The organism is Ornithinibacillus bavariensis (assembly GCF_018333235.1).
Lineage (GTDB): Bacteria > Bacillota > Bacilli > Bacillales > Amphibacillaceae > Ornithinibacillus > Ornithinibacillus bavariensis.
This window is the reverse complement of record NZ_BORP01000001.1, coordinates 179,767-206,618: the sequence shown is the minus strand read 5'-3', so window position 1 is coordinate 206,618 and position 26,852 is coordinate 179,767. Positions and strand designations below refer to the sequence as shown.

Genomic DNA, 26,852 nt, shown 5'->3' with positions numbered 1-26,852 from the left:
GGTTATTTGCCTCCTTCACCTACTTTGAAACGTTCGGTTTTATACCAAACTTGTTCCTCTTTTCTTAAAACCCTTTTGATTTCCAAAAACAAGGCATATACAACAAGGACAATCCACATTTGCGAATAGGTAAAGTACATGCCTATTACATACAAAATATTTTTTATTGAAAGCTGATTGCTTTCAATGCTTAAGCTAATCATAATCTCAGTTATAAACAGTAAAAACGCCATTCCCCATAACACTAAAGCAACATTTCCAATTTGCAGGTCCAAGTCAAAAAATAAATTACATATAAATATCATGTTGGACAAAATAACGCCGAAGAAAAATAAGAAGTAAGTAAAAAAGAAATAAAAGATATCAAACATAATTTTTTTATGTTTAAGACTAAACATTTTACCTAAGAACTTTAAAACAACATATTGATTTCCTCTTGCCCATCTCGTCCGTTGTTTCCACCATACCTTAAATGTTTCTGGTTCTTGTTCCCATGTAATAGCAGCTGGAAAAAAGCGAATATAATAGCCCAGATTGTAAACGCGAATCGTGAGTTCTGTATCCTCTGCTAATGCGGACGTATCCCAGCCTCCTAATTGCTCCATAATTTCACGTCTTATAGCAAAATTCGTGCCAGGTATTGTTGTAATATTAAACCAATAATAGCGCCCGGCTTGTGCCATCCATTGAAAACAAATTGTTTCAATATTAATAAACTTTGTCAGCCATGTATGATTCGCATTTATAACCCTAAATTTCCCCACCATGGCTCCTGCGTTTGGATCATTTACCAATCCCATCACTAAATTCCAAACTGCTCTTCGCTCTGGGGTATTATCAGCATCATATACCACGATAATTTCAGAATTTGAATGTTGTAAGGCATAATTTAAAGCACTAGATTTACCTTTTCCTTTAAATTCGCCTTCAGTTTCCATGATGCGAATAAACGGGAATTGCTTAGCAATTTGTTCTCCAATATCCTTTGTTCCATCACTACAATTATCGCAAATTAAAATTACCTCTAATTTATCCTTCGGGTAATAAAGACGAGACATAGCGGTCAATGTTTGTTTAATTACCACCTCTTCGTTATGTGCTGGAATAAAGATGCTTACGGTTGGAAGTTCTACCTTTTTCATTTTCTCCTCCCACGAAGGGATAACTTTCTCATATCGCTTAAAATGTTGATATCCACCTTGGGCGAGAAACATATGATAGATTAGCATGATCCAAATGATAATTAGTGAAATATAGAATAATAGATTAGCCATGCTTTGTCTCCTTAAATAATCGTTTACGATAACGCATCCGAAGCGTTACAATATGGATGATAAATAACATTACGAATATCGCAGTTACGATTACAATAATCCATAAATATTTTTCTAATGAATCTTCAGCGAACTTATCCTTTATGATTGTTAACCAAGATAATTCACTTTTTACTTCTATCTCACCATTCCCAGAGGTAACAATCTCAACAAGATCTGTCTTAACAACATGTTTTTCATTTTTCAATTCAATCCATTCGACATTCGGCACGTTTTCAATTAGTGCCACCATCTGCTTTAGATAATCTAATCCATACTCCTTCCCTAAATACGGATGATAGAATCCACCAATTACCGAACCAGGAACTTGTAATACTTGGTTTAGTGATTTTTCTATGTCTAGAATTGGATTCGAAGAGGCTGGATCAACAAAGCCAATCGTCTCTGGATATAATATCATTCCATTTAGTAAGGAGGGTTTGCTAATAAACAGGGGACTAAACATAACCTGCCAATCTTTATCAGTAGCCTGTATTTGACCAAAGATTGCCGAAAAATAATGAGATGTGACTTGGTAGCCGTTAGAGCTCATCGTATAATGTGGCGCTTCAAAAGCTGTAGGAGCAAGTCCCAATCTAGTAAGGGAATGAATGGAATTCTCTAATTTTCCATTTATATATTCTGTCTCTATCCTTTCAATCCCTTGAATATATTGCTCATATTCTTTGTTATTTAAGAATTGATCTTCTGTCATTATTTTCTCTGGCTTATCTTTTGGATTTATGGTTGTTATTGGCTGATTTAATATCGAATCCCAAAATTCGAATCCCTCTCCAGTTTCTTGTTCATTTCCATACATATGGGTGTAACCATGGGAAATAACGTAAGCCCCTCGATCAACTAATTCCTTTAACACCTTTGTAAGCTTCGGTTTATCTGATAACGTAACAATTTCATCTGATTCTGGATTTACATAGACAGGGATAATTGCCAAATAGACAGGAATATCTCTATCTAATAAATAATCGGCAGCTTCATATACATATTTGGGATCAGACATAGGAGAAATATCCTCTAATCGTATATATGCCGGATGAGTATTCGGCTTCGTCAGCTGAAATAAGTCAAAAAATGCTGCTGATATAACATTTCTCCCCTCTGCAAACAGGCTAGAAATAGTTATAAATGAATTTCTACCATCTTGTATCATAACAGGATATTCCTTACTAAATTGTTGACCTTCGACAAGTACTCTTGCAGTAGCTGATGGTTTCACAGACAACAGGTCAATTGGGTAGTTCAATTCAAAATCTCCTATACGATGAATTGATTTCATCCCTAAAAACTCCCAATCTCGAAATTGTGGAAGGGTTTTAGCTTCTTTTCCTACACCAAGTACTTCACCTTTAAAGTCTGTAAATAAATTTAGCTTCTCAATATTTGCTCCTTCTTTAGTAGCGTAATAGATAATAATATCCTGCTTCTCGATGTCTGCTTTTCGTACACTCTTTAAGTCAATTATTTCTACATGTTCAAACAATCCACTTAATGTACTGTCAAGAAAATAAACGTTCGCTAGGGTTTCATCATTTGTACCATAATATGTTATAAGAACGTTTCTATCGTCCAACCCATTAACTGATGTAGCTGCTGCAATGTCTATAGGAACAAGCAGTGGGAATAAGAATAGACCGCACAAGACGCCCAATCTTTTATAAATCATAAAACACAGTCTCCTTATCCACTTCTTGAACAAATTCCAAATAATTAATATCCTTCATTTGTTCGTTATATTCCTCAAAACTTATATGAAAAGTTAACGTCACCATTCTTCCATTCAATAATTGATGTGTTTTTAACTGTTCGGCTAACTTATCTGCAACAATCTCAACATTGTCTTTAGTTGTCTCAATTAATAAAAAGGCAAACTTATTATTACGATACCTATATTTTTTATCTGAGAAACGCAAAGAATTACTTACCTTTTCCCCTATGCCTTTCAACAAATGATCTAACTCTTTCTGACCATATGTCTTAAGAAACTCTTTATAATAATCTAATTCCAACAGTAGAATCGTAAACTTACCGCCATAACGATTTATTCGATTCATTTCCCGCTTAATTTCTATTTCCATTCTTTCAGCATTATCGAATGATGTATCAGGATCTACAGCAACAAAATGCTTTACTTCCTGTCTTAATCTATTTCTTTCTAGAGCAACTTTTCGATGTTGTTCTTGAATGGATCCACCAATTAAATCCGTTACTAATAAGCCCACACCAAAAAAGACAAAGTGCTCCATCGTTAAGAATTCATTATAGAATCCGCCATACTCTATGTTTTGAAGTCCTAAATATAAAAGGACCGAACCAATCGCAAATAAAAAGAGTAAGCTTATAATTAAACTTAGAAGCGTACCAAAGAACAATGCCATTACCGTAATAACACCATATAATAGAAATAATAATTTACCTACTTGTCCATTTGACCATAAAAAGTCAAACATCAGGATATAACTAGCAACTAGTAGACATATTTTAAAAAGCAGATGCTTTTCTTCATTCAAAAACTCCTTCATCTATTCCTTTCCTTTCTGCTAATAATGGAAGCAAGTTATCAAAAGCATGTGTTACTAAACTAGGTAAATCGATATAACCACCATAATACTTGCTTGATTCATCATTAATTTGATGTTTTTTCATACTTTCATAAAGCTGCTTCGCTAATTCGTGTTCCTCTATTTCTAAACACATTAAAATAGCAAGTGCATATACGGAAGCTCCTTCATATTGGACAATTGGCTGCTTCGTTTCATTAGAAAACCGACCATATAACACCCCATCGTATTCGTCTAAAGACTCTTTTGTAAACTCTACTAAGGCAGATACATCTCCGCCCCACAATGCTCTATGATAACCAATATAATATTGATCAATTAAGTTAATATCCTTATCATATTCATACCGTTTTTCGTTAGGATAATAGTTCTGCGGGAAAAAGCCATTTTCAGACAAAGGAGCAGATAAAAGGATGTTTCGATTTCTTTCATACTGGTCCTTCTGTAAAATATTTTCTTTATACATATAATCCAACGTATCTGGAACCAAATAGCTTAGCGTGAGGAAGTCTCCTTTATATTGACTTTTTATATCGACATGATTGATAAAGACTCCATCTAGCATATTCACCTTAACGAGTTCTTCACTCATTTTCTTTGCCATGTTCAAATAAGTTTTATTGTTCCAATTTTCCCCGGCAATTTGTAATGCATGGATAATTCTTAAATCATCTATTAATGCATTTGCCGGTGCTGGGTCATTCTTCTCGATTAACCATGGAATCAGGGTACTCTTATTCATAAAATACTTTTTTAGAACTTTTACCTGCTTATCGAACTCAGCTTGATCACTTTTTTCTACTAAATATTCCATCCATAATCCGATGGACTCTGACAAATAAATATCAGATTGGTTTGTTAAATCTGTTTTTATTAAGCCATTTTTTTCATAGAGCTGATTCTTCACAAAGGCTTCTCCAGAAAGCTCATCTTTCATCTTAAGTCCTGAGTTAGAGCCGCTTCTTATACTTAAGATTGTCCAAAGGATTAGAAGAAGGATGATTAGAAGAAATACTGTTAAAATGAGCGATTTTTTCATGTTCAACTATGCCACCTCATACTCAGTTACTCCCCTAAATTACCTGGTAGGAGATTTATTATTTTGGCCTTCTTTTATTTTCGTACATAACTTGATCAGCATAGCTCAGCAAGTCTTCTTCAGATTCACCATGAATTGGGTAGATACTATAGCCCATGCTAAAATTTAAAGGTATTTTAATCTTGTCGACTAATACGACATTAGTAAGCAACCCTTCAAAAGCTTTCATTATCGTCTCTAATAAATTTGGGTTCTCCACAATAATTAAAAACTCGTCACCTGATTTACGAAAAACATTATGCTTAGCAACATTTAGAATTTGTTTAGAGCACTCGATTAAAAATTTGTCCCCAACGATATGGCCATACGCATCATTAATATTTTTGAAATTATTAAAGTCCATAAATACGATTGCAAATGAATTGTTCATTGATTTAGAATGGTTAATTTGGTCCTGAAGACATAATCGAAAGCTACGGAAATTAGGAAGTCCAGTTAATTCGTCTGTAAATGCCAATTTTAATAACTTTTCATAAGGAATGGGTTCATCCAACTTGAAGTTATACGATAAATTCATGTGATATCACCCTTTCGTCTTTTATTCTCACTTTAAGGAAAATAATCTATATCGATTTTTATTACATGTTGTTTTAACCAGAAGAACAAAATTGTACCCAAGGAGATATAATAGTTTTAAGCTCTTACAAATCACTTAATTTTTATGACGAAATGATCTTTATCTAGTAAAAACATAAAAAACAATGAACCATTAATAGGTATTTTGTTATAAAAATTATATCACTCTTCTAGTACTATTTAATTATATTTTTCAAGAACAAAAAGAAGCAACCATACCTCGATACATGATTGCTTCTTCTGCTATAGAGCTTTTTTACCCTTTACATGCACTTCTTCTATATAATTTTGTAAAATAGGTTCTAAGTCCCATTTTCTTCTTGTACAGCAATTATCAATATATTTTCTTTAGTCCGTTTCCCTACCTCTATCTTTTTTCAAATTCCCTCTTGGCTTAATAAATGCAATTATTAGATGTTATACCTAATGCATTATCCTCCTTTTCTCTGAAATTCTCAACAACCAATTCTTGTATCCGTGAATGGAATTATTCTTTTTACTCAAACCAATTTTCATTATTATTGAAATAAATTTAATAGGATCATGGAATTAATTTACATACTTGTTAGGCTCAGATTCTTAGGTATGTGTGCATCCTATCGGGATATGTGCACATACATGTTCCCTATAACAAAAATCAACGTCAAGGCAAGGTTCTAACTTACTTGCTTTGACGTTACCAATCCATTTCTTTAGTAAACCTCATAATTTTGCCCTGTCTGTGCACCTTCTACACTTTTCTTATAGGCGAGTGCTACACGGCTTGCAGGTACTGGTGTAAAACCGACAAAATAACTCCCGAGTCTATCCCAAGACTCCTGAACGATATTCGGACTGACACTGTTGATCCGGATACCACGAGGCATCTCAATCGCTGCAGCTTTCACAAAGGCTTTTACACCTCCATTTGCCATAGCAGCTGATGCTCCCATCCTGATAGGATCATCCATCATGACACCAGTAGTTAAAGTAAAGCTTCCTCCATCGTTCACATAGTTGTGGCCGAGTAAAACTAAATTAATTTGCCCTTTCAGCTTACTCAATATTCCTCGTTCATTTAACGCAGGTGTTAGTTCCGTTATGGAAGCAAAGTTGGCTCCACCAGCAGCATTAATTACGGCATCTACTTTCCCAATCTTCTCATACATTTCCTTAATACTTTGTTCAGAAGTATTATCAACTGAAACATCCAAACCATTTCTTCCAGCTCGAATTAGATCATGATGCTCAAGTGCATTACATATTTCACTTCCAATTGTTCCAGCTGCACCAACCACTAAAATCCTCATCAACATATCTCCTTTGGATTCTCTGTATTCATCTCCATAATAAATATGTATGATACACAGTTTGTAAACTATTCCACATAAATTGTTCAGGCACTATATGACCTTTAGTAATAAGGTTGATAACGCCACTATGATATATTTCATGTCCAGGTCGACCTTTAGATGATGTTTTTATTACTCCTATAAGTCATTTCATCATCAATTCAACCTCAAAATGATGTTTACCCACTCCTATGAGTCATTTCATCTCTAAATCAACCTTTAAATGATGTTTAGAACACCCCTATGAATCATTTCATCTCTAAGTCAACCTCGAAATGATCTTTAGATCACCCCTATGAGTCATTTCACCCCAAACTCAGCCGCGAAATGACGCTTACATCACTCCTATGAGTCATTTCATCCCCAAATCAAAATCGAAATGATGTTTAGATCACTCCTATTTAGTCATTTCATCTCCAAATCAACATCGAAATGATGCTTAGAACACCCCTATACGTTCCCCCCCAAAGCCAGCCTACTAAACAATACAAAAGTCATCCCTCAACTGATTGCACAATAAATTGAGGGGGGAACAGAATATTAATCCATTGTTCCCATTGGCTTATTGTATTTGACGAAAAATGTTAATACGAGTCCGATTGCAGCAAAAACACCGGCTAGGGCAAATGCCATATTTACTCCATGTATCATTCCGCTTAAACCTTCAGATGGTATGGCTGTTGAAGTCATTACTGTGACAAGCATTGCTGTACCAATTGCACCTGCCACCTGTCGTAAAGTATTATTCATTGCCGTACCATGTGGAAGCATTTCTCGTGATAATTGATTTAACCCAGCTGTAGTCACTGGCATCATAACCATCGATATGCCAAACATCCGAAACGCATTTACTGTTGCAATATAAGTAAAAGTGGTTTCAGGAGAAAACGTAACGAACATAAATGTAGTTACTGTCACAATAATCAACCCGATTAACGATAACCATCTCGCTCCATACTTATCAAACAAACGTCCTGTTATTGGGTTCATTAACCCCATAATAATTGCACCTGGGAGTAAAGCCATTCCAGACTTCATAGGAGAAAAACCAAGCATATCCTGCATTAATAAAGGAAGAATAACAGCTCCACCAATCATGGCTAAAAATACGGTCATTCCTAACACGGTAGTTAACGTGAATACAGCGTTTTTGAATATCCTAAACTCCAATATTGGATGTTGTAGTTTTAATTGTCTTACTATAAACCAAAGTAAACCAAACGCGCCAATGATTAAGCTGCCAAATACCTGTATACTAGTCCAGCCTACACTTCCAGCAATACTAAATCCATATAACAGCCCGCCAAATCCAATAGTTGATAAGGCAATTGACACTAGATCAACCTTTGGAAACGTACGCTTTGTAACATTAACTAAGACAAAATACGCGACAATAATATCTAGTAATGCAATCGGGAAGACAATATAGAATAGACTTCTCCATGGATAATGCTCGATAATATAGCCTGATAATGTCGGTCCTATTGCCGGTGCAAATGAAATAATTAAACCAAATAACCCCATCGCTGCGCCTCTTTTTTCTATTGGAAATATTAGAAACATAATCGTTTGCATTAATGGCATTATAATACCCGCACCACTTGCCTGTAACACCCTTCCTAATAGTAAAGAATAAAATTCAGGTGCGATTGCACAAATTAATGTTCCGATAGCGAACAATCCCATTGCTGTAAGAAATAGTCCCCTCGTAGTGAACCTTTCAATCAAGAACGCCGTAATCGGGATCATAATTCCGTTTACAAGCATAAAAATCGATTGTAGCCATTGGACTGTATTATCATCAATACCGAAGTCATGCTTAATGACAGGTAATGCAGTAGCTAAAAGGGTCTGATTTAAAATTGCTACAAAAGCACCTGATAAAAGTACAATGATTAGAGGAACCTTCTTAATATTTTCACCTGTTGTTACATGATTATTTCTTCTAACCATCTTGCTTCCTTCTTTCTCTTTTTTCTCATTCTTATTGATGCCACAACAACACTTTTTTATGTTACTTTGAGAAATCTAGGTTCGGTTAAAAACTTAACGCTCGCATAAAATTTATGCGAGCGTCGATTTACAATATTATGGAAAGTGGTATCTGTGCCAGGTCTTATCGTACTCTATCCGATATCTAAATAGAGGAATATCGTAAATAATCAAAAAAATGGAACAAGCTCTCATTATAGAAAAGATACTTTGAGCTACATAATATAAAGTGATTTTTATCCTCGTATCACCTATAATTTAGGGAGAAGGAGGACTTACTAACCTATGTGCTTAATACTTTTTCAATTACAAGACCATCCATCATATAAACTAATTCTCGCAGCAAACCGCGATGAGGCATATGATCGTCCTACTAAGGAGGCAAGCTTCTGGGAAGACAAGCCTAATATTTTAGCTGGCAGGGATTTATTACAAATGGGGACCTGGTTAGGAATAACAACGGAAGGTAGATTTGCTGCGCTAACAAATTATCGTCATCCAGACCATATGAAATCAGGGAAATTCTCGCGTGGTGAAATAACAACGAACTACCTAGCAGGGAATGAATCCTCTAGACAATATATAGAAAAACTTAGTCAAGCTAAAGGGAATTATTTGGGCTTCAATCTTCTTGTTGGAAATGCTGATGGCCTAGTGTATTATAATAATATAGAAGATAAGATAACAAAAATTTCACCAGGAACTCATGGATTAAGCAATCATTTTCTTGATACACCTTGGCCAAAAGTAGAAAAGGGAAGAACAAAGCTGAGAGAGTATGTTAACCAAACAAATCAGGTGAGCCATGAGGAGCTATTTCAAATTCTGGCAGATTCAGATGAAGCACAAGAGGAACTTTTGCCTGATACTGGAATTGGATTAGAATTAGAAAAAAAACTTTCCCCATTGTTCATCAAGATGCCTGATTATGGGACCCGATGTTCTACCGTATTAACGATTGATAATTCCAATCATGTAGCCTTCACCGAAAGAACATACATTTCTGGTGTTTTCCATAATGAAAAAAAATATAACTTTCAAATATAAAGTGGAAACAAGGACTATATCCAAACACTTATAAAAAGAAAGGGGGAAATTGGAGTGAGATTTATATTGGAACTAGCGCGAATTATATTGATTTTTGGTTTACTAGGGGCTATTTTTAGTTCTGTTTTAAAATATGTTTATCAATCGTTCGGCGTAATTCAATATGAATGGCTAGGGTATATTGCTATATTACTACTATTGTTTGTAGCTTATCGGAATAAATGGCAATTTTCCGGTTGGTACAAGGGGAAAGGAAGAGAAAAGCTACCCCAATCAATCACTAATTTGCTAGTCTCTTTCTCTGTAGCGTTATTAATAGTACCTTCCGTCTTTTCTTACATTTTATAAAGTTATTGGAGTTATTCTCCCATTTATATCAGAAAAGTCTAAATAGGAGACCCTAAGCAATAGGGTTTCCTATTATTCTATACTCATAATATCCCACGCAGTAATCATACCTAATAATTTCCCATCTGCTTCACCATTATCCGTGATTAGTAATGCGTCCATGCGATTTCCTTTACTAATCTCATCTTTAAATAACTCTACTGCCGTGTAAACAGAAGTGTCCTTATCTATAAATTGATGATTCGTCTCCTTTTCATATGGTAAAATTTCTTCTATTAGCACATCCCTGATTGAGGTTTCTTTATTCATTGATAACCATTTCGTTATACCGCTCCCTGTTACGAGCCCTTTGAATTCCTGAGCGTCATAAATTGGAAATTTAGAATACCCCTTCTCTCGAATAACGTGCAGCAACTCCGAAAGTGCCTTATTGCTTTGAAAGATATGTACCCTTCTCTCAAAAATAGGAATAACAAGTCGCGGCTGTGTAAATTCTTTTTCAATCTTCTCAATACTCTCCACAACGGAATCATGGGGTTCAGCAATTACTTGAAAGGTATCCAAGCGATTATGTACAATGGCATTTCGTAGCTCAGCAAATTCAAGTAAATCATCCTTATATCTGCGTACAATAGCATTATATCTTGTTAAAATCCGTACCGCTTTGGAAAATCCAATCCCTTTACTGCTTTGTAATTCCCCATCCATTGCTTTATCAATTCGATTAAATGCGGTAATAAATCGTTCTGAATTCTCTGCCATGAATATTTCTCCTTTTAAACTGGAAAAAATAACTAGAAACGTTAAGATATCTTCGTACCGTTTTCTACCTTTTCATCTGGTCTTAATAGTATTACATCATCCTCACCAGGCACCCCACCAAGTACTAATACTTCCGATTTGAATCCTGCAATTCGCCTAGGTGGAAAATTAACAACCGCAACGACCTGGCGACCCACTAACATTTCAGGATTATATCGTTTCGTTATTTGAGCAGACGATTGCTTCATACCAAGCTCACCAAAGTCTATCTCTAGCTTAATAGCAGGCTTTCTTGCCTCAGGAAATGGTTCTGCTTTTACGACCGTTCCGACCCGCAAATCTAGCTTTAGAAAATCTTCAATTGTCGCCATAGTATGTACCTCCTAAAAAAATAATAAGCCCCTATGTGAATAATCGTTTAACATGGGGGCTCTCTTCTTCTGGTTGTTTATCCTCTATTATTACTATTGTACTATCTCTTATACATTTCTAAAAGCTTTTAATTAGCTATCTATTTATAAAATATGTAAGTATGTATTCTTTTCTTTCATAAGAAAATATTATATCCTAGTAACTGTGTACGAATTAATTTTAGGGGGATTTTACCATGACAATGAAAAAAGCATTAACCCTTGCAGGATCAGATACGAGTGGTGGCGCTGGAATTCAAGCAGATTTAAAAACATTCCAAGAACATGGCGTTTATGGTATGAATGCTTTGACTTCTATCGTTACGATGAACCCAAATGGTTGGAATCATGATGTGACAACCATCGATGTGGAGGTTGTAGAAAAGCAGCTTGATACTGTTCTATCTGTCGGTATTGATGCAATGAAATCAGGTATGCTTGGTACGGTTGAAATTATTAAGCTTGGTGCCCAAAAAATAAAGGAGCATCATATAGATAAATATGTACTTGACCCAGTGATGGTATGTAAAGGGGAAGATGAATTACTATTACCGGAGAATACTGACGCTATGCGTGAAGTCTTACTCCCATTATCACTAATTGCAACACCAAATCTTTTTGAAGCATGGCAATTAGCACAAACCTCTGGTCCTATCAAAACCATTGACGATATGAAAGATGCTGCGAAGAAAATTATTGACCTAGGGGCAAAGAATGTTGTTATAAAAGGTGGAAGAGCTATCCAGCATGAAAAAGCAGTAGACTTATTTTATGACGGAAAAGATTTCACACTACTTGAAAGTGAGAAAGTCGATACTACCTATAATCATGGTGCAGGTTGTACATTTGCAGCTGCAATTACAGCTAATCTGGCAAATGGACTATCTGTTTTAGATGCGGTTACAAATGCAAAGAAATTTGTATCGGCTGCTATCAAGCATGGCTGGAAACTTAATGAATATGTTGGACCAGTTATGCATGGTGCTTACAACAAAATGTAACGATATTTCACTTTTTTAAAAAAACTAACGCATGCCTTTTTACACAAAAAGGAGAATGCGTTAGTTTTTATCTTTAATCGTTTTTTATTTATTTCATGAAAATATTTCCTACTCATTTAAAAAGGAATCTACTAGCTCAATAAAAGCTACTCTTTCCTCTATATTAGGAGCATGACCGGAGTTTTCAAATACAACAAACTGTGCATTAGGAATATGTATAGCAATTTCTTTTCCATCTTCAGGTGGGTTCAATCCATCATGTCTTCCGTTTATCACCAATGTTTTTGCTGTCACCTTATGTAAATCTGGTCGAAAATCGAATTCGACTAGGGCATTAGCAGCTATCTCTTGTTGTTCTCTTGTTAGTCCCCCTGGGATACCTTCAAGCCATTTACCAACGGATACTAAATCATAGAAAATCTCTGTGGATAGCTGTCCCATTTGCTCTTCGAAGGTGAGACCATTTAACTCATTTGCATGTCTACCCAACAAACTAGTTGATGGATCTTTAGCATGAGAATTCCCCGAGACAAGAATCAATTTGTTCACCCGATCAGGAATTGCAACCGCCACTCCCTGGGCGACATACGTCCCCATTGACATACCGAATAGATTTGCACGTTCAATTCCGAAATCATCCATAAAAGCAATCACATCTTGAACATGGTCATTCAATGTATAGATGAGGGGTTTTTCGGACTTTCCATGTCCTCTGGAATCAAGCCCAATTACTCGAAAACGGTCCTTAAAATAGTCCATTTCCTGTTTAAGCATGAGATGATTACTTGTTAATCCATGAAGAAATATCATCACCTCTCCTTTTCCAGTTTCCTCATAATAAAGCTCTATTCCATTAACAAAAGCTTTCGGCATACTATTCCCTCCAATTGAAATGGTACTATCATTATAACAAAAAGTAATATCTAGTAATTGTTTTAACTAACTATATTCAACTCATATTAAAATCCGAAATCACGTTGAATATAAAAAAAGACAAGGAATTAGGTTATTTCCCAATTCCTTGTCTTGTATTAAGCCTCTTTTTCTTGTAAAACAGCAACAGGCTGTTTCGTAGGTAACATATTAAAAATTATATTTAATAGAATGGCAGTTACACTTCCTGCTACAATTCCGTTACTTGTTAAGATTTGTATACTAGATGGCAGCTGGGCAAATAGTTCTGGAACAACTGTAACCCCTAGTCCCATACCAACGGAGCATGCTACGATCATCGAATTGCCTGTAGATTTTCCAATTTCCTTACTTAACATTTTAATTCCTTGGGCAATAACCATACCAAACATCGCAATCATAGCCCCTCCAAGAACAGAGGTTGGAATGACGGTTGTAAATGCAGCAATTTTAGGAATTAATCCTAATGCCACTAACATTCCACCAGCGACCATAATCACTTTTCTTGTTTTTATTCCAGTTATCTGAAGCAGTCCTACATTTTGCGAGTAGGTTGTGTATTGAAGGGCACTGAAGAGTCCACCAATGACAATCGCTAAGCCCTCCGCTCTGTATCCTTTTGACAGGTCTTCTTTTGACAGCTTCTTATCGGTCATATCACTTAATGCAAAATAGACACCAGTTGATTCCACTAAGGAAACACATGCAACAAGTGTTAATGTAATAATCGCAGGCCATTCAAATGTTGGCATCCCAAAATAGAAAAACTCTGGTAATCGAAAATAAGATGCTTGATGTACTGCACTTAAATCCACTTTTCCCATAAAAGCAGCAATAATCGTTCCACCAATCAAACCGATTAAGATAGAAATCGAACGGATATAACCTTTCGAAAATCGGTACATTAAAATGATAAAGAATAATGTACCAAAGCCTAAAGCAATATTAGAAATAGAACCAAAATCAGCAGCATCTTGGCCACCACCAAGATCATTAATTGCTACCGGTATTAGCGTTACCCCTATTATTGTAACAACAGTCCCAGTTACAATAGGTGGAAAAAAACGGACCAACTTCCCGAAAAAGCCACTAACTAGTACAACGACAACTCCGGAAACAATAATTGCTCCATACATAGCACTTATCCCGTACTGACTACCAATTGCTATCATTGGGCCTACAGCGGTGAAAGTGCAACCAAGCATAACTGGTAAGCCAATTCCAAAAAAGCGATTTTTTACAACCTGAAGTAATGTTGCGACACCACTCATCAATATATCAATTGCTACTAAATAAGTGAGCTGTTCAGGGGTTAAACCTAGTTTACTACCTATTATTAAAGGAACTAATACGGCTCCTGCATACATTGCAAGTACATGTTGAATGCCTAAAGTAGTTGTCTTCATCATAATTCCTCCCTAAAGATTACTTCATTATGATGTAAAGATTCGATAATCGCCAATGATTCTACACGAACACCTTGATTTCTAAGGAAATCTCCACCTGCTTGAAATCCTTTTTCAATGACAATCCCAACACCAGATAGATGTGCTCCAGCTTGTTGAACAATATCTATTAATCCACGAACAGCCTGTCCATTCGCTAAAAAGTCATCAATAACTAATACTACATCATCATCTTTTAAGTAATCCTTTGAAACGGAAATCTCATTTGTTTCATTTTTAGTGAAAGAATGTACCTCTGCTGTCAATAAATTATCAACTAATGTGAGGGACTTTCTCTTTCTAGCAAAAACAACAGGTACACCAAGCTCTAACCCTGTCATTAAAGCAGGTGCTATACCAGATGATTCTATCGTCAGGATTTTCGTAATACCCGCTTCTCTATATCGTTCTGAAAATTCCTTACCTATCTCCTGCATTAAAGTCGGATCTATTTGGTGGTTTAAAAATGCATCAACCTTTAATACCTCTTCCGATAATACCCGACCTTTTTCTATAATAGCCTTCTTTAATAGTTTCATAGAAACCTTCCTTTCTATTCATGCATTTCACCGTTTATTTTCAAAACAAAAAAAGCTCGAAAAACATGCTCCCACTATGAAGAAGCACTGTTTTTCGAGCCAAAAGGTTGTCGAAAAATCGAATGAGAAAATACATCAATTAATAGAATGTAATTGATCATTCAGCCACTTTTCATAGTCAGTTCATTTACGGTGAACCGGTAGAAACTTGCAAGCCATATCCTTGCGATTATATGAAAAACGTATTTAATTGTTTTAAGTATAGCGGTTGAAAAAGACAAAATCAACCCTATAACCGAATATAGAAAGATTCTGATATTTCCAGATTACGAATTAAACTTAGCTTTATGCCGTTTCCAAACACGTCGATAATCCACTCTCCCGTGGTGATCCAACTCTATATTAGCGTATTCACTATCTTTATGCTGATATATCGTGTGCGTGCGATGATTTAAGAATATTATTTGATACTCCGATTTTAAATAATCCTCCATTTCAAAATAGAGTTTCCACCTAGAGGATTCATCCTGAAGCAATTTTATTCTGGTCATAAAATTATCTACTTTTTTATGAATTTCTTTACTCATAGAAGGACAAATTGGTAAATGATTAGAGACGGTAGCAGTTAAGACAGATAATAGATGGTCATCTGACAATGCTATACCACCAACTACTAAATCAAATGAACTTATGATTTTTGGCTTACTTAGCTCTGAGGATTTTACAATTTCAATAGTAGAGTCTATACCAGCTCGCTTTAATTGATTTTGTAAAATTATTGCTTCCCGTTCATGATTAACCCCTTCTCTAATTTCTTGTGCAGCAATCTTCAGTGTTGTATCAATCGGAATCATTTTAGTAGCTGCTATGAATTTTTTCTCGTTCAATTCTAGACTTCTATTCGATAGAAAGCTAGATGCAACAATTTCCCCTTCGATACAGAACTCTACAGGATTAATGATTTCGCTTAAACGTTTTCTAAATCGAATGTCCCTTATCAAAGATCGACTACAATTAAAGGTGATATAATCTGCCCCCTCTTCTATCTCTCTAATTTCCTCCCACGAATCGTCAGGCGCCTTTAACATCAGGGGATGGTTAACTTCTCTTGCTGAATTTGCTGTTTTAATTATTTCAATCTTGTCCAACCATGGTCTCTCACGATAATAATTTTTAAAAACATCTAATCTAACTAAATCGTCATCATGAACAGTCAATCTATATGGTCCTGTACCAATAGGGAATTTCTGAAATTTCTTCTCATCCCCCAGTATTACTTCTATAGGTACGATGGAGGCTTTACTATTGGAGAAATATCTTGGAAATAAGTAATCAACTTCATTCAAATAAAAAACTATCGTATACGGAGAAGGTGTAGCAATTTCTTTGATTGATTTCACTATTATATTATTGCTTGGTATCCGTTTAATGGATTGCTTAACATCTTCACTAGTCATTTCTCTCCCGTGGTGAAATGGAACGCCTTTTTGTAAATAAAATATCCATATCCTTCCATCACCACTTTCCCAACTCCGTGCTAATCTAGGAAGAAGGACGTTTCTTTCAGGGTCATATTCGACAAGCCTATCAAAGATTTGCTGGATCATATGTCCATCATGTCGCGAAACTGCTTTTATAGGATCCATACATAATTTCGTTTCATAGAATGAATATCGTAATATATCCTGTTCTACATTCTCATCCTTTTCATGTACGATTCCTAAATCTGCCTCCATCCATTGGTTGAATTCGTTTTGTAAGGATTTTAATGATTTTGCTATTTCAAACGCCTTTCTATATTTCCCAGATGAAACAAGCTCCTTTGCCTCTTCAAATAGCAGTTGCTCCTCTGTAAGAATGATGGTGAGTAAAGGTTTTTTACCCCTTCCTCTTTGTATCACCCATTGGATATCCCCTTGTTCATGCAAAGATTTTAAAATTGTTTTTACATGTCTTTCACTGCAATTCAATATGACGGCCAAGCTTGATATCGTTGTTTCCGTCTGGATATTAGAGGGAAAATAGTGTAATAACGATTTTAAATGATTCCGATATTTCATAAATTCCTCCTATTATTTTATTTCCACAAATCGTACTATGTAGCCTTATGAAAGGCAGAAATAAAATTATACTTCGCTATCTAAAAAAAGGTGAACATATCAATATCAAATCCTCACTTTTTATTCACCTTTTTAAAGGATACTATAAAATATAGCTTTAATCCATTTCCATACAGTACATACAGAAAAATAAGGAAAGAGGCATTTTAAAATGAAGAACCAAGCAATGAACGTAATGAAAGAAAAAGAGATTTCGCTTTGGAAAAATAGAAATTTTTTACTCCTGTGGGGTGGAACTGCAGTATCCAATTTTGGTTCCCAGATGTATTCGGTCGCAATACCATTATTAATTTATGAGATGAGTCAATCCGCTTTAGCAATGAGTGCAATGCGAGCAATAGAATTTTTTCCAAATATCTTTATTGGTATGCTTGCAGGAGTATTAGTAGACAGATTCAATCGAAAGAGGATGCTACAATGGACAAGTCTTATTCAAGTTATCGCTATGATTTTTATTGTTACTCTTTTATTCTATGAGAAGATAGAATTATGGCACTTATATTTATTTGGTTTCATTTTATCCTCTGCAGGTTATACGTTTGGTAATGCCAACCATTCAACAATTCCACAAATTATAACAAAGGAACAACTTACCACTGCAAATGCTAAATTAACATTTGTGAGTACTCTAATTTCTATTATTGGCCCTGGAATTGCAGGATCATTACTTGTTATATTTTCTTTTTCTTCTACATTAGCTATTTATACTGTAAGTCTATTCATTCTTTTTCTTTGTATGCAGTTGCTTCAATTACCAACAGAGGAAAAATCAAGTACAGGTAATATATCCATTTGGAAAGATATGAAAGAGGGTATTGATGAATTAATCCAAAATAAAATATTATTAACGCCAACTATAACGGTTCTATTTATTAATTTTGCTGCTAGTTTAGTAATTGGTGTGCTTATTTTCTATGTTACAGATCAATTAGGAGCGACCGAGGATGAAGTAGGGCTTATGTTTTCTATTTCAGCTATTGGAGGATTACTAGGAGCATCAGTAGTAAGTAGTATTCGAAAAAAATGGGGACGTGGAAATATTTATACCTATTGTTTATTATTCGATGTTGTAGGTATGGTTACCTTAATCATTGCACCAAATTGGTGGACAATTGGAATTGCCCTAGGTATTAGGACGTTTTCCACAACTATTTCCAATATCGTCTATTTTACTATTCGCCAAGAATTCACACCAAACCATTTATTAGGCCGTGTTGCAGGAACATCATCCATGCTCATGAAGCTTACCCTCCCCCTTGGTTTAACCATTTCAGGATTATGGGCTGAATGGCTACCAATTCCAATTTTATTTGGTATTTCAGCACTTATTATTTTTGTTCTCTTTATAAGGCTTTATTTTCATCCATTTCGTAAATTGCAATAAATCTAATGGGCTAAGAATTTTCTTCTTAGCCCAGCACTAAATTAACCATATTGATTTTACCTAGCTTTTTACTAAATACTTTAGGATATATACCTATCATGGAAAATGTGTCGCAATATAGCAATGAATTTAGCAACTTCATCCAAGATTAATCTATAACACATTTAAAAAAATTCACATCATTTTTCCTTTCAATATGACACAGGATATGGCTCTACATTACTTCTTAGCTCAAGCTCTTCTGCACCACGCAGTACCTGTAAGGAAACTGGTTCATTAATGGCTTTTGAATTTAAAAACCGCTCAAACGATTCATAGCCTAACACTGGAACATTATCCAATCCAATAACGATATCTCCCGGTTGCAATCCAGCATTCGCTGCAGCAGAACCATCATTTACTTGTAAAATTTCTGTACCAATTGACTCGTGATGAGTTGTGTGTACGATCCCAATCCACGCTTGCCATAAGTTTTTCCGATTATCTAATCCTGTTTCATAAACACTTTTAAGGTTCTCCAGAAATTGTCCAGTCCCAAATAACATATTTTCCTTTGAAGCTGCATCCATTTCTTCGAGATAAGAAGCAGAATATGTAATACTGACCTTTACCCCTTCATCCACAACCTCTACGTTTGTTATCGTTGTAAAATCACCATCATTTCCCTGTAAAACAAAGCGCCTCATAGGAACTATCTCGGTAAAAGTACCCTCTGAAGTTGCACCCCAGCCATGATCCATATAACCCTTTCCACCTACACGAAAATCCAATTTCGCTTCTTTTGTATACCATTTATTTAAGTGCTCCTCTTTTGTAAGAGCCTCCCAAACCTTTTCCATCGGTGCATTTACAACGATTTCCCGCTTAACAAAATTTTCAACCTTGGTCATCTCGACTTTCCCCTTTTTCCACATAATTTTTTAAGCTCTCGAGCTTATTATCTAGTAAGTCTGCGATGTATTGAAGCATTTCATTGTATGCAAGTTGTAATTTCCCTTTATTCAAGGAGTATACACGATATTTTCCTTGAATCTTTTCAGAAATAATATTTTCTTCCATTAAAATATTCAAATGCTTCTTGATTGCTGGTTGTGAGATATCAAATGCAGCTACAATTTCCTTTTGAGTTAAATCACCCTCCTTTAACATATTCAGGATAAATCTTCTTGTTGAGTCGCCTAAAGCTCTGTACACATCCGACATCTTTTTTCACACCTTATTCATATAACCTTTTGGTTATATATAATTTAGCAAAGGATTTCATATTCGTCAACACTTATTTAAAATTGTTTCATTCACATCAAGACAGCTTAGGAGTAACATGCTATTCTATGATTAATAAATAATAAGAGGAGAAATTAAATGAAAAAGACCCTTGGACTTTTACTTCTTTCAACCATCATACTTCTTACGGGCTGTGGCATTATTGAGGAGACAAGGAAGACGATTCATTATGCTACAGAAACAACGGACTTTATTAATGAACTAAGCGCCTTTTCAGTAGAGGTACAGTCAATAATGAATAACGGAGAAGTGAATGTAACTTCCATAGAGGAGAAACTATTGGATATAGAAAATACCATAGCTGAATTTAATTCTATTGAGGCCCCTGCAATTGCAGAAGGCATACACAACGAAATACTCATACAAAACGAAAAACTACTTGATACAATTAATAAAATACAATCTGGAGAACTAATGATAGAGGATCTCAATAAAACAGACTTCACCCAATCTATAGATAACATTACAAAGTTTATGGATCAAATACAAAATTTAGAGAACAATTGAAAAAGGATTATTTAAAAATAATCCTTTTTACAGTCATTACTCATAAAATCTCATATACTTTTTTTCTTTCCGGTAATAGTCTAATCTATTTTGTAAAGTACCTGTATGAAACTCAAATTTATGTCCATCTGGATCAGTAAAGTAAATAGATTGTTTATCCCTAGCATCCCTTTTCTCTTCCTATAAGTATACGCACATTTAGTTCCTTTAGCTTTTTACAATGTGTGTCAAAGTCCTTCTCATCCACTGAAAAAGCGATATGTGTATAGGAATGTTCTATTTCGTTTCGAGGAATTTTCTTTTCTTCATTTAATGCCAGCCATAGTCCATTCAAATCGAAGTAAGCAGTTGTTTTCCCCTTTACCAAGAGTTTTGCATCAAATACATGTCGGTAAAATTGAATGGATTGCTCTAAATCCGATACCGAAAATAATAGATGATTAATTCCACCTAATTTCATTCCTAATCCTACTCCTCGTCTCTTACCATAACAATAAACTTAACACCATCGTCCCTAACAAACTCGCTCTGCTTTATAAAATTAAACTTCTCATATAGGCGAATTGCTCGAAGGTTAAATTCTGCCACCGTTAATCGTATATTGCCTTTTGCTTCTCGTAAAACTTCTTGTAAAATAAACCGTAAAAAAATAGTTCCTATTCCTTTACCAGTTAATTCCGGTTTCATGCCAATTCCAATATCCACACAAGAATCAGCATAGGCATTAACCTCATGCCCCTTAGGTACTTGTGCATCTCTTCCTGTACAAAAGAAACCGATTACCTCTTGCTTATGAAGAACTGCTCGATAAGAATTACTCATCAACTCCAAAATGGCTTCGCCAGATAGAACATTATTATAAAAATCATACGGCTTTTCATATTTCCAAGTTAGGATCTCAATTGCAATATTTTCTTTAATTCTACATGTTGTCAATTCCAATTTCTTACCCTCTATTCTTTATTAGATAACCATAGTGACATATATTCTTCATCATAAAATGCATGATTAACCATAAGTGCCTTCTCTTCTAATCCAAATGTCTTAAAGCCATACCTTTGATAAAGTCCCTTTGCTTCTTGATTATTAGATACTACAGACAGATTGATTTTAGATATACCGCCTAATTCGTATGCCTGTTTAAGTGTAGCCTCAAGAAGTAATTTTCCAATACCTTGTCCCCGATATGCGGGTTTTACGTACATTGCAAAAATACTAGCTTTATGTTTTAATTTTTCTTTTGTTTCGGGAAATAATGTTACCATTCCGATCATCTTATTTTCCTGAAATACACCAAAATTATAGGTATTTGTCTGTCGAAAGCTCTTCTCATAATGTTCAACTATATTTGGGCTTGTAATTACTTCCTCAAAGCTCGTAGAAAAGGCTTCTGGATTTACTTGCAATGCCTCTAAACGTAAATCGTAATATTCCTTAGCATCGTGTGGCTTTAACAAACGAATTATCATAGCCATTCCCCCTATAAAATTCCTATTCTAGTATTCTAGTTTTTTCGACTAAAACCCTTTAAAAAATTAAATGTTTTCAAAAAAGTATTGATTACAAACACACGTTCCTATATAATAATAAGAAGAAGGACATGAAAATGTATGCCGTGTCCCGCTATGCAGAAGGAAAAATCGACATATGGCTCTCCAGTATATGATAGACTTTGAAAAAAAGCTTATAGCGAATTGTTTGAGGAGTTTATTCTATTTTTCAAATTACGAAGAAGATATTACACGAAGTCTTTACGAAATAAAAAATCGCTTATTGGACGGGAAGTTCTGTAGAAAAAATATAAAAGCCGTATCATATTAGGATACGGCTGAGCGCTTAAGTATTTTTCTGGCGGAGAAGGTGGGATTCGAACCCACGCGAGCTCTAAAAGCCCCTAACGCATTTCGAGTGCATCCCCTTATAACCTCTTGGGTACTTCTCCATAATAGAGAAATGATGCTGGTGAGAGCAGACGAGCCTCCTGACACTACGAATGAAGTCAATGCACCATATAACAGGATTTATTGTACATCTAATAGGGAGATTATGCAATAATTTGAAACCATAAAGAAATATGTTAAACCACTATGAATTATTACGTCAAAATGACAGGAAGATTTATCTATAATAGGGTCTAGTCCTAATTCACACCTTCAGTGAATTAGGGAGAATTCCTGAAATACCTAAATTATCGAATAACAAAAACTACTCTTCTTTACATACTCTTTTACGTCTTGAAGATCTATTGGAATGTACAGTAGATTATCTCTACGAAAATGAGAACCTAAGAGAAAGATAAAAATAGAGAGGAGAGAAGTTGATGAAGAAATGTCATTAATTAGAAACAAGAGATTGGAAAAAGATTGAAAATTGATTAAATGTATGTAGTTTACATATTAAAAAGCCTAATAATAGAGAATTACCTTAATATACTCTTCCTAGTATTCTTGCAAAAAACCTTTCAGGGATAAAGCATATGATGAAATAATAACGGATTTGAGAGAATTTTGCTAACATCCAATTAGATTTTCTTTGAACCCACCTGCAATCAGTTTTCAATCTTATAACATGCTACCACCTTATTTTCGACTATTCAAACAACATAATCATACTGAGAATGGGCTAGAATTTTTGGAACATATACCCATCCTATACCAGACTGGGCATTTCGTCCTACCCATCACTTCCTGTATGGGCGTTTTGTCCAAATCTCTTTTTATTTTGGACTAATAGTATTATAGTGGTTACGGAGGATTGAATTTATGAAATTTAATAATAGATTACAGCTAATAAGAAAAGAGAAAAAACTAAGTAGGGCTGAATTGGCTGACATGCTTGGAATCTCTTATTCAACTGTTGCTAAATATGAGTCGGGTACAAGAGAGCCTGATTTAGATACTTTGGAAAAAATATCTATTATATTTAATGTGACAACAGATTATTTATTAGGAAAATCTGATAAATCACATCTAACCGAAGTAATAACTATCGAATCAATGATAGAAAAGATTGCAAAGGAATTCACATATGCTGATTTAATGTTTAACGACTTAGCTAATATGACAGTCCAACAACTTGAAGAAGTTTATCAATTTATAAAGTTTAAGAGAAATCAAAAGGAAAATTAAATAATTACATATAGTCGTTATCAACTATGTAAAACATAGATGATATATATAATAAATCTAAAGGGGACAAAGAATAATGAAGAAAATTTTGTTTTTATTAGTAGCGATACTACTCTCTATCGCTCTAGTTGCTTGTAGTGAAGATAAACCGTCTTCAAGTGAAGATAACAACAAAGCAACAAACACTAAAACAGATGAAGGTGAAAATGATTCTAGTGAATCCGCTGAAGAAGAATCTAGTGAACCAAAAACCTTCTCAATCGGAGACACTGCTGAGGTTGGGGGAATTAAATACACATTAAAAAATGTGTCCCAAACAGATGAACGCAATGAATTCGCAGGTACTGAACCAGCTATGGTTGTAAAAGTAGAATATGAAGTAGAAAACGGATCTGAAGAAGAGATTCCTATTGGTGCTGACTTAGAAGTTTATGATGGATCAGGTAGTAAAATGGAACTTTATCCGTTAGATAACACATTAGGTAGTTTACAACCAGGTAAGAAAATTCAAGCTGTGGGCCATTTCGGAATTCAAGAAGGACCTATTGAAGTTTATTTCAAACCTTTAATATCTTTCGAAGAGCCAGCAATATTCAAAGCTGACATAAAATAAGATAAGTGGTGTACATAATAGTACACCATTTTTTACAGTTGAAAACAGAACATACATTCTAGAATGGAGGTGTACACTTTTAATATGCGATCTAGTGTATTAAGGGAAAGTAAATCCACTTAAACTAGATTAGCAAGAATCACAAAAAATATCATAAAAAATGATTAAAAACAAGACATTCGCCGTCAAAATGTCGGCATTTAGGTTTTAATAAAAGTAAATGCGGCTCCCTGCTAAGTAGGAACCGCATTTTCTCAACGTTTAAGTGATGCTGGTGAGAGGACTCGAACCTCCGACCCCTTCATTACGAGTGAAGTGCACTACCGGCTGTGCTACACCAGCATAGTAATTAAATTCATGATATACTCCGAACATAAAGCTCCCTGCATTTTCTAAATAACCCATGGATGTTGAGTGCTGTGCTTCATAGAATACATGAACCTCCGTAGCAGGTTTACGATATTAGCTAGGATACTTCGTATAGCTTACGAAAAAAATAATACTCCTATCCTTGGATGATTTCAAGTAAAAATTATTGGTAATCTATATCCCCTATTTTCATTATAAAAGCTACTAGATGTTATGAACCACAGCTTCTATTTCTACAGCTTTATAAATTTATAAAATTTATTGCAAACTTTATAAACCTGATTCTGATTTATTTGATCCTCATATTCTAATCTGATAAGTAAATAGACAATAATGGTGGCAATATAGTTGTAATGACTACTTCAATATAAATTTTAATTTTCCTATGTTTTAACATAGTAATGAAGGATATTGTAGTTTTGCTCACCTGATAGGGAAAATTCTAAGACCTATTTTTAGCATTATTTATAAACATAAATCTTTTCTATTAATAGCTTACCTTATCTGTTGCAAAGATTTTACTATATGTATAAAATACTTAAGTGCTTTTAGTTTGAAAAAAGAAAGTAGGAAGAATATTATGACTAAAGTTGAAACACAGGAACATAAAGTCCCTTATGGAATAATAGCGATATTATTTATTGGAGCATTTGTGGCCATACTAAATGAAACATTTTTAAATGTAGCATTACCTTCTATTATTGATGAATTTACAGTTAGTCCATCGAAGGCTCAATGGTTAGCAACTGGGTATATGCTTATAAATGGAATCCTTATTCCTGCAAGTGCATTCTTCATTCAGCGATTCTCAAACCGCGCGATATTTATAACAGCAATGGGCTTATTCTCACTTGGCACATTACTTGCAAGCCTATCTCCTACATTTGGCGTATTAATTGCAGCGCGAATGATTCAGGCATCTGGTTCAGCTATTATGATGCCACTACTTATGAATGTAATGTTAGTTGCTTTCCCTATTGAAAAACGTGGACAGGCTATGGGAGTATTTGGGCTTGTTATGATTGTAGCACCGGCATTAGGACCAACCTTATCAGGAATTATTGTGGAACATTATAGCTGGAGAATGTTATTTAACATTGTACTACCTTTCTCTATTCTTTCACTAGTCTATGCAATATTCAAACTTAAGAATTTTACACCGCAGCGTAAAATTAAATTAGATGTGCTGTCCATCCTATTATCTAGTATTGGTTTTGGTGGACTCCTATATGGATTTAGTGTTGCCGGAGACCTAGGATGGAGTAATCCGCAAGTATATGGTACTATCATCGCAGGAGTAATCGGTGTTATTTCGTTAATTATTAGACAGTATCGACTTGAAGAGCCATTACTTGAATTTAGGATTTTTAAATATCCGATGTTTGCGCTATCCTCCGCAATATCGATTATCATTTCACTAGCATTATTTTCAGGGATGATTTTAGTGCCAATCTACATTCAAATGATTCGAGGATTTTCACCAACAGAAGCAGGTTTACTAATGCTTCCGGGTGCGATTGTAATGGGAATTATGTCTCCTATTTCCGGTAGACTATTTGATAAGTACGGTGCAAAAACCTTATCCATTATCGGATTACTCATTTTGCTGGTTACAACCTACGAATTTAGTAAGTTATCCTTGACGACTTCATTTGCATTCGTAGCAATCTTATTCTCGATTCGTTCATTTGGAATGTCCATGGTCAATATGCCTGTCATGACAAATGGTTTGAATCAATTGCCACCACAAGCATATCCGCATGGAACTGCAATGAATAATACATTATCACAGGTATCAGGTGCAATTGGATCAGCATTATTAGTTACAGTCATGAATAAAAGAACAGAGGCAAAATTGGAAGAGTTAACGAAGGGACCGATTGACGAAAGTATGATTGATACAGGAAGCTCTGCAATTGACGTGCAATCACAACTTGTCAATCACGCAATGTTGAATGGGATAAACTTCTCCTTTTTCGTATCTTCATTGATTATAATTGCAGCATTAATATTAGCCTTTTTCATTAAAAGAGTTCCTGTTAACCAGCCTGAAGCAGAAAATAATACCAAAAGTAAATAAAGCAGAAAGACCC

Annotated in this window: 25 protein-coding genes, 2 tRNA genes, 1 pseudogene and 1 riboswitch; of the genes and pseudogenes, 8 read left to right on the top strand and 20 right to left on the bottom strand. The window is 34.9% G+C overall.

The annotated features are described in order from the left end of the window. Window positions 1-2: 2 nt before the first annotated feature. The 7 genes from KI338_RS01040 to KI338_RS01010 all read right to left on the bottom strand — a co-directional run bounded on the left by KI338_RS01040 (window position 3) and on the right by KI338_RS01010 (window position 8,851). Window positions 3-1,274 (bottom strand): glycosyltransferase family 2 protein, encoded by a 1,272-nt coding sequence (locus tag KI338_RS01040; protein ID WP_212919124.1) that lies wholly within the window; start codon window positions 1,272-1,274, stop codon window positions 3-5. Then, a complete protein-coding gene (locus tag KI338_RS01035) occupies window positions 1,267-2,997 on the bottom strand; it encodes a DUF2334 domain-containing protein (RefSeq protein ID WP_212919123.1) in 1,731 nt (576 codons plus the stop codon). Before KI338_RS01035 ends, KI338_RS01040 begins: the two co-directional genes overlap by 8 nt. Then, window positions 2,987-3,853: a GGDEF domain-containing protein gene (locus KI338_RS01030; protein WP_212919122.1), complete on the bottom strand. Its 867-nt coding sequence runs from the start codon at window positions 3,851-3,853 to the stop codon at window positions 2,987-2,989. The genes KI338_RS01035 and KI338_RS01030 overlap by 11 nt, the downstream gene beginning before the upstream one ends. Further along, window positions 3,834-4,931 carry a glycosyl hydrolase family 8 gene (locus KI338_RS01025; protein ID WP_212919121.1) on the bottom strand — a complete coding sequence of 366 codons (1,098 nt, stop codon included), beginning with the start codon at window positions 4,929-4,931 and terminating at the stop codon, window positions 3,834-3,836. The genes KI338_RS01030 and KI338_RS01025 overlap by 20 nt, the downstream gene beginning before the upstream one ends. Window positions 4,932-4,989: 58 nt before the next feature. Next, window positions 4,990-5,508 (bottom strand): GGDEF domain-containing protein, encoded by a 519-nt coding sequence (locus tag KI338_RS01020; protein WP_212919120.1) that lies wholly within the window; start codon window positions 5,506-5,508, stop codon window positions 4,990-4,992. Between the two features lie 751 nt (window positions 5,509-6,259). Further along, window positions 6,260-6,856 (bottom strand): short chain dehydrogenase, encoded by a 597-nt coding sequence (locus KI338_RS01015; RefSeq protein ID WP_212919119.1) that lies wholly within the window; start codon window positions 6,854-6,856, stop codon window positions 6,260-6,262. 582 nt (window positions 6,857-7,438) lie between these two features. Next, on the bottom strand, window positions 7,439-8,851 hold the full coding sequence (locus KI338_RS01010) for a DHA2 family efflux MFS transporter permease subunit (protein WP_212919118.1): 1,413 nt from the start codon (window positions 8,849-8,851) through the stop codon (window positions 7,439-7,441). Between the two features lie 324 nt (window positions 8,852-9,175). Here KI338_RS01010 and KI338_RS01005 point away from each other — a divergent pair, with 324 nt between their 5' ends. Next, entirely contained in the window at window positions 9,176-9,937 is a 762-nt protein-coding gene (locus KI338_RS01005; protein WP_212919117.1) for an NRDE family protein, read from the top strand. A 54-nt stretch (window positions 9,938-9,991) separates the two neighbouring features. Further along, window positions 9,992-10,285: a hypothetical protein gene (locus KI338_RS01000; protein ID WP_212919116.1), complete on the top strand. Its 294-nt coding sequence runs from the start codon at window positions 9,992-9,994 to the stop codon at window positions 10,283-10,285. Window positions 10,286-10,357: 72 nt separating this feature from the next. Here KI338_RS01000 and KI338_RS00995 read toward each other — a convergent pair whose 3' ends face one another. Together KI338_RS00995 and csaA are read right to left on the bottom strand one after the other, a co-directional pair. Then, on the bottom strand, window positions 10,358-11,047 hold the full coding sequence (locus KI338_RS00995; RefSeq protein WP_212919115.1) for a CBS domain-containing protein: 690 nt from the start codon (window positions 11,045-11,047) through the stop codon (window positions 10,358-10,360). A 41-nt stretch (window positions 11,048-11,088) separates the two neighbouring features. Continuing rightward, window positions 11,089-11,418 carry a chaperone CsaA gene (csaA, locus tag KI338_RS00990; RefSeq protein ID WP_212919114.1) on the bottom strand — a complete coding sequence of 110 codons (330 nt, stop codon included), beginning with the start codon at window positions 11,416-11,418 and terminating at the stop codon, window positions 11,089-11,091. A 236-nt stretch (window positions 11,419-11,654) separates the two neighbouring features. Between csaA and pdxK the strand changes: the two genes are divergently transcribed. Next, on the top strand, window positions 11,655-12,458 hold the full coding sequence (pdxK, locus tag KI338_RS00985; protein WP_212919113.1) for a pyridoxine/pyridoxal/pyridoxamine kinase: 804 nt from the start codon (window positions 11,655-11,657) through the stop codon (window positions 12,456-12,458). 108 nt (window positions 12,459-12,566) lie between these two features. On the opposite strand, the gene KI338_RS00980 is transcribed toward pdxK, so the two are convergent. The 4 genes from KI338_RS00980 to KI338_RS00965 all read right to left on the bottom strand — a co-directional run bounded on the left by KI338_RS00980 (window position 12,567) and on the right by KI338_RS00965 (window position 17,414). Then, entirely contained in the window at window positions 12,567-13,331 is a 765-nt protein-coding gene (locus tag KI338_RS00980; RefSeq protein WP_212919112.1) for an alpha/beta fold hydrolase, read from the bottom strand. 158 nt (window positions 13,332-13,489) lie between these two features. Continuing rightward, entirely contained in the window at window positions 13,490-14,776 is a 1,287-nt protein-coding gene (locus KI338_RS00975) for a nucleobase:cation symporter-2 family protein (RefSeq protein WP_212920002.1), read from the bottom strand. Further along, window positions 14,776-15,354: a xanthine phosphoribosyltransferase gene (locus tag KI338_RS00970; RefSeq protein ID WP_212919111.1), complete on the bottom strand. Its 579-nt coding sequence runs from the start codon at window positions 15,352-15,354 to the stop codon at window positions 14,776-14,778. The genes KI338_RS00975 and KI338_RS00970 overlap by 1 nt, the downstream gene beginning before the upstream one ends. 155 nt (window positions 15,355-15,509) lie before the next feature. Continuing rightward, window positions 15,510-15,611, bottom strand: a riboswitch (purine riboswitch). Window positions 15,612-15,680: 69 nt separating this feature from the next. Next, a complete protein-coding gene (locus KI338_RS00965; protein ID WP_212919110.1) occupies window positions 15,681-17,414 on the bottom strand; it encodes an ABC transporter substrate-binding protein in 1,734 nt (577 codons plus the stop codon). Window positions 17,415-17,625: 211 nt separating this feature from the next. Here KI338_RS00965 and KI338_RS00960 point away from each other — a divergent pair, with 211 nt between their 5' ends. After that, window positions 17,626-18,858, top strand: coding sequence for an MFS transporter (locus KI338_RS00960; RefSeq protein ID WP_212919109.1), 1,233 nt, complete (start codon window positions 17,626-17,628; stop codon window positions 18,856-18,858). 191 nt (window positions 18,859-19,049) lie between these two features. Here the strand turns inward: KI338_RS00960 and KI338_RS00955 are convergent, their stop codons facing one another. After that, a complete protein-coding gene (locus KI338_RS00955) occupies window positions 19,050-19,748 on the bottom strand; it encodes an SRPBCC domain-containing protein (RefSeq protein ID WP_212919108.1) in 699 nt (232 codons plus the stop codon). Continuing rightward, window positions 19,735-20,061, bottom strand: a complete 327-nt coding sequence (locus tag KI338_RS00950) for a metalloregulator ArsR/SmtB family transcription factor (protein WP_212919107.1) — start codon at window positions 20,059-20,061, stop codon at window positions 19,735-19,737. The genes KI338_RS00955 and KI338_RS00950 overlap by 14 nt, the downstream gene beginning before the upstream one ends. A gap of 159 nt (window positions 20,062-20,220) precedes the next feature. Here KI338_RS00950 and KI338_RS00945 point away from each other — a divergent pair, with 159 nt between their 5' ends. Further along, window positions 20,221-20,649, top strand: coding sequence for a DUF6376 family protein (locus KI338_RS00945; protein ID WP_212919106.1), 429 nt, complete (start codon window positions 20,221-20,223; stop codon window positions 20,647-20,649). 36 nt (window positions 20,650-20,685) lie between these two features. Here KI338_RS00945 and fosB read toward each other — a convergent pair. The 4 genes and pseudogenes from fosB to KI338_RS00925 form a co-directional block, all read right to left on the bottom strand. After that, window positions 20,686-21,109, bottom strand: a pseudogene (gene fosB, locus KI338_RS00940) (metallothiol transferase FosB). A gap of 8 nt (window positions 21,110-21,117) precedes the next feature. Then, entirely contained in the window at window positions 21,118-21,591 is a 474-nt protein-coding gene (locus KI338_RS00935) for a GNAT family N-acetyltransferase (protein ID WP_212919105.1), read from the bottom strand. A gap of 11 nt (window positions 21,592-21,602) precedes the next feature. Further along, window positions 21,603-22,118 (bottom strand): GNAT family N-acetyltransferase, encoded by a 516-nt coding sequence (locus KI338_RS00930; protein ID WP_212919104.1) that lies wholly within the window; start codon window positions 22,116-22,118, stop codon window positions 21,603-21,605. Between the two features lie 380 nt (window positions 22,119-22,498). Continuing rightward, window positions 22,499-22,591 (bottom strand) — tRNA-Ser (locus KI338_RS00925). An 820-nt stretch (window positions 22,592-23,411) separates the two neighbouring features. Between KI338_RS00925 and KI338_RS00920 the strand changes: the two genes are divergently transcribed. Beyond that, on the top strand, window positions 23,412-23,777 hold the full coding sequence (locus KI338_RS00920) for a helix-turn-helix domain-containing protein (RefSeq protein WP_212919103.1): 366 nt from the start codon (window positions 23,412-23,414) through the stop codon (window positions 23,775-23,777). A 76-nt stretch (window positions 23,778-23,853) separates the two neighbouring features. After that, window positions 23,854-24,390 (top strand): DUF4352 domain-containing protein, encoded by a 537-nt coding sequence (locus tag KI338_RS00915; protein WP_212919102.1) that lies wholly within the window; start codon window positions 23,854-23,856, stop codon window positions 24,388-24,390. A gap of 269 nt (window positions 24,391-24,659) precedes the next feature. On the opposite strand, the gene KI338_RS00910 is transcribed toward KI338_RS00915, so the two are convergent. Further along, window positions 24,660-24,732, bottom strand: a tRNA-Thr gene (locus tag KI338_RS00910). Window positions 24,733-25,339: 607 nt separating this feature from the next. Between KI338_RS00910 and KI338_RS00905 the strand changes: the two genes are divergently transcribed. Then, window positions 25,340-26,839, top strand: a complete 1,500-nt coding sequence (locus KI338_RS00905; protein ID WP_212919101.1) for a DHA2 family efflux MFS transporter permease subunit — start codon at window positions 25,340-25,342, stop codon at window positions 26,837-26,839. Window positions 26,840-26,852: the final 13 nt, after the last annotated feature.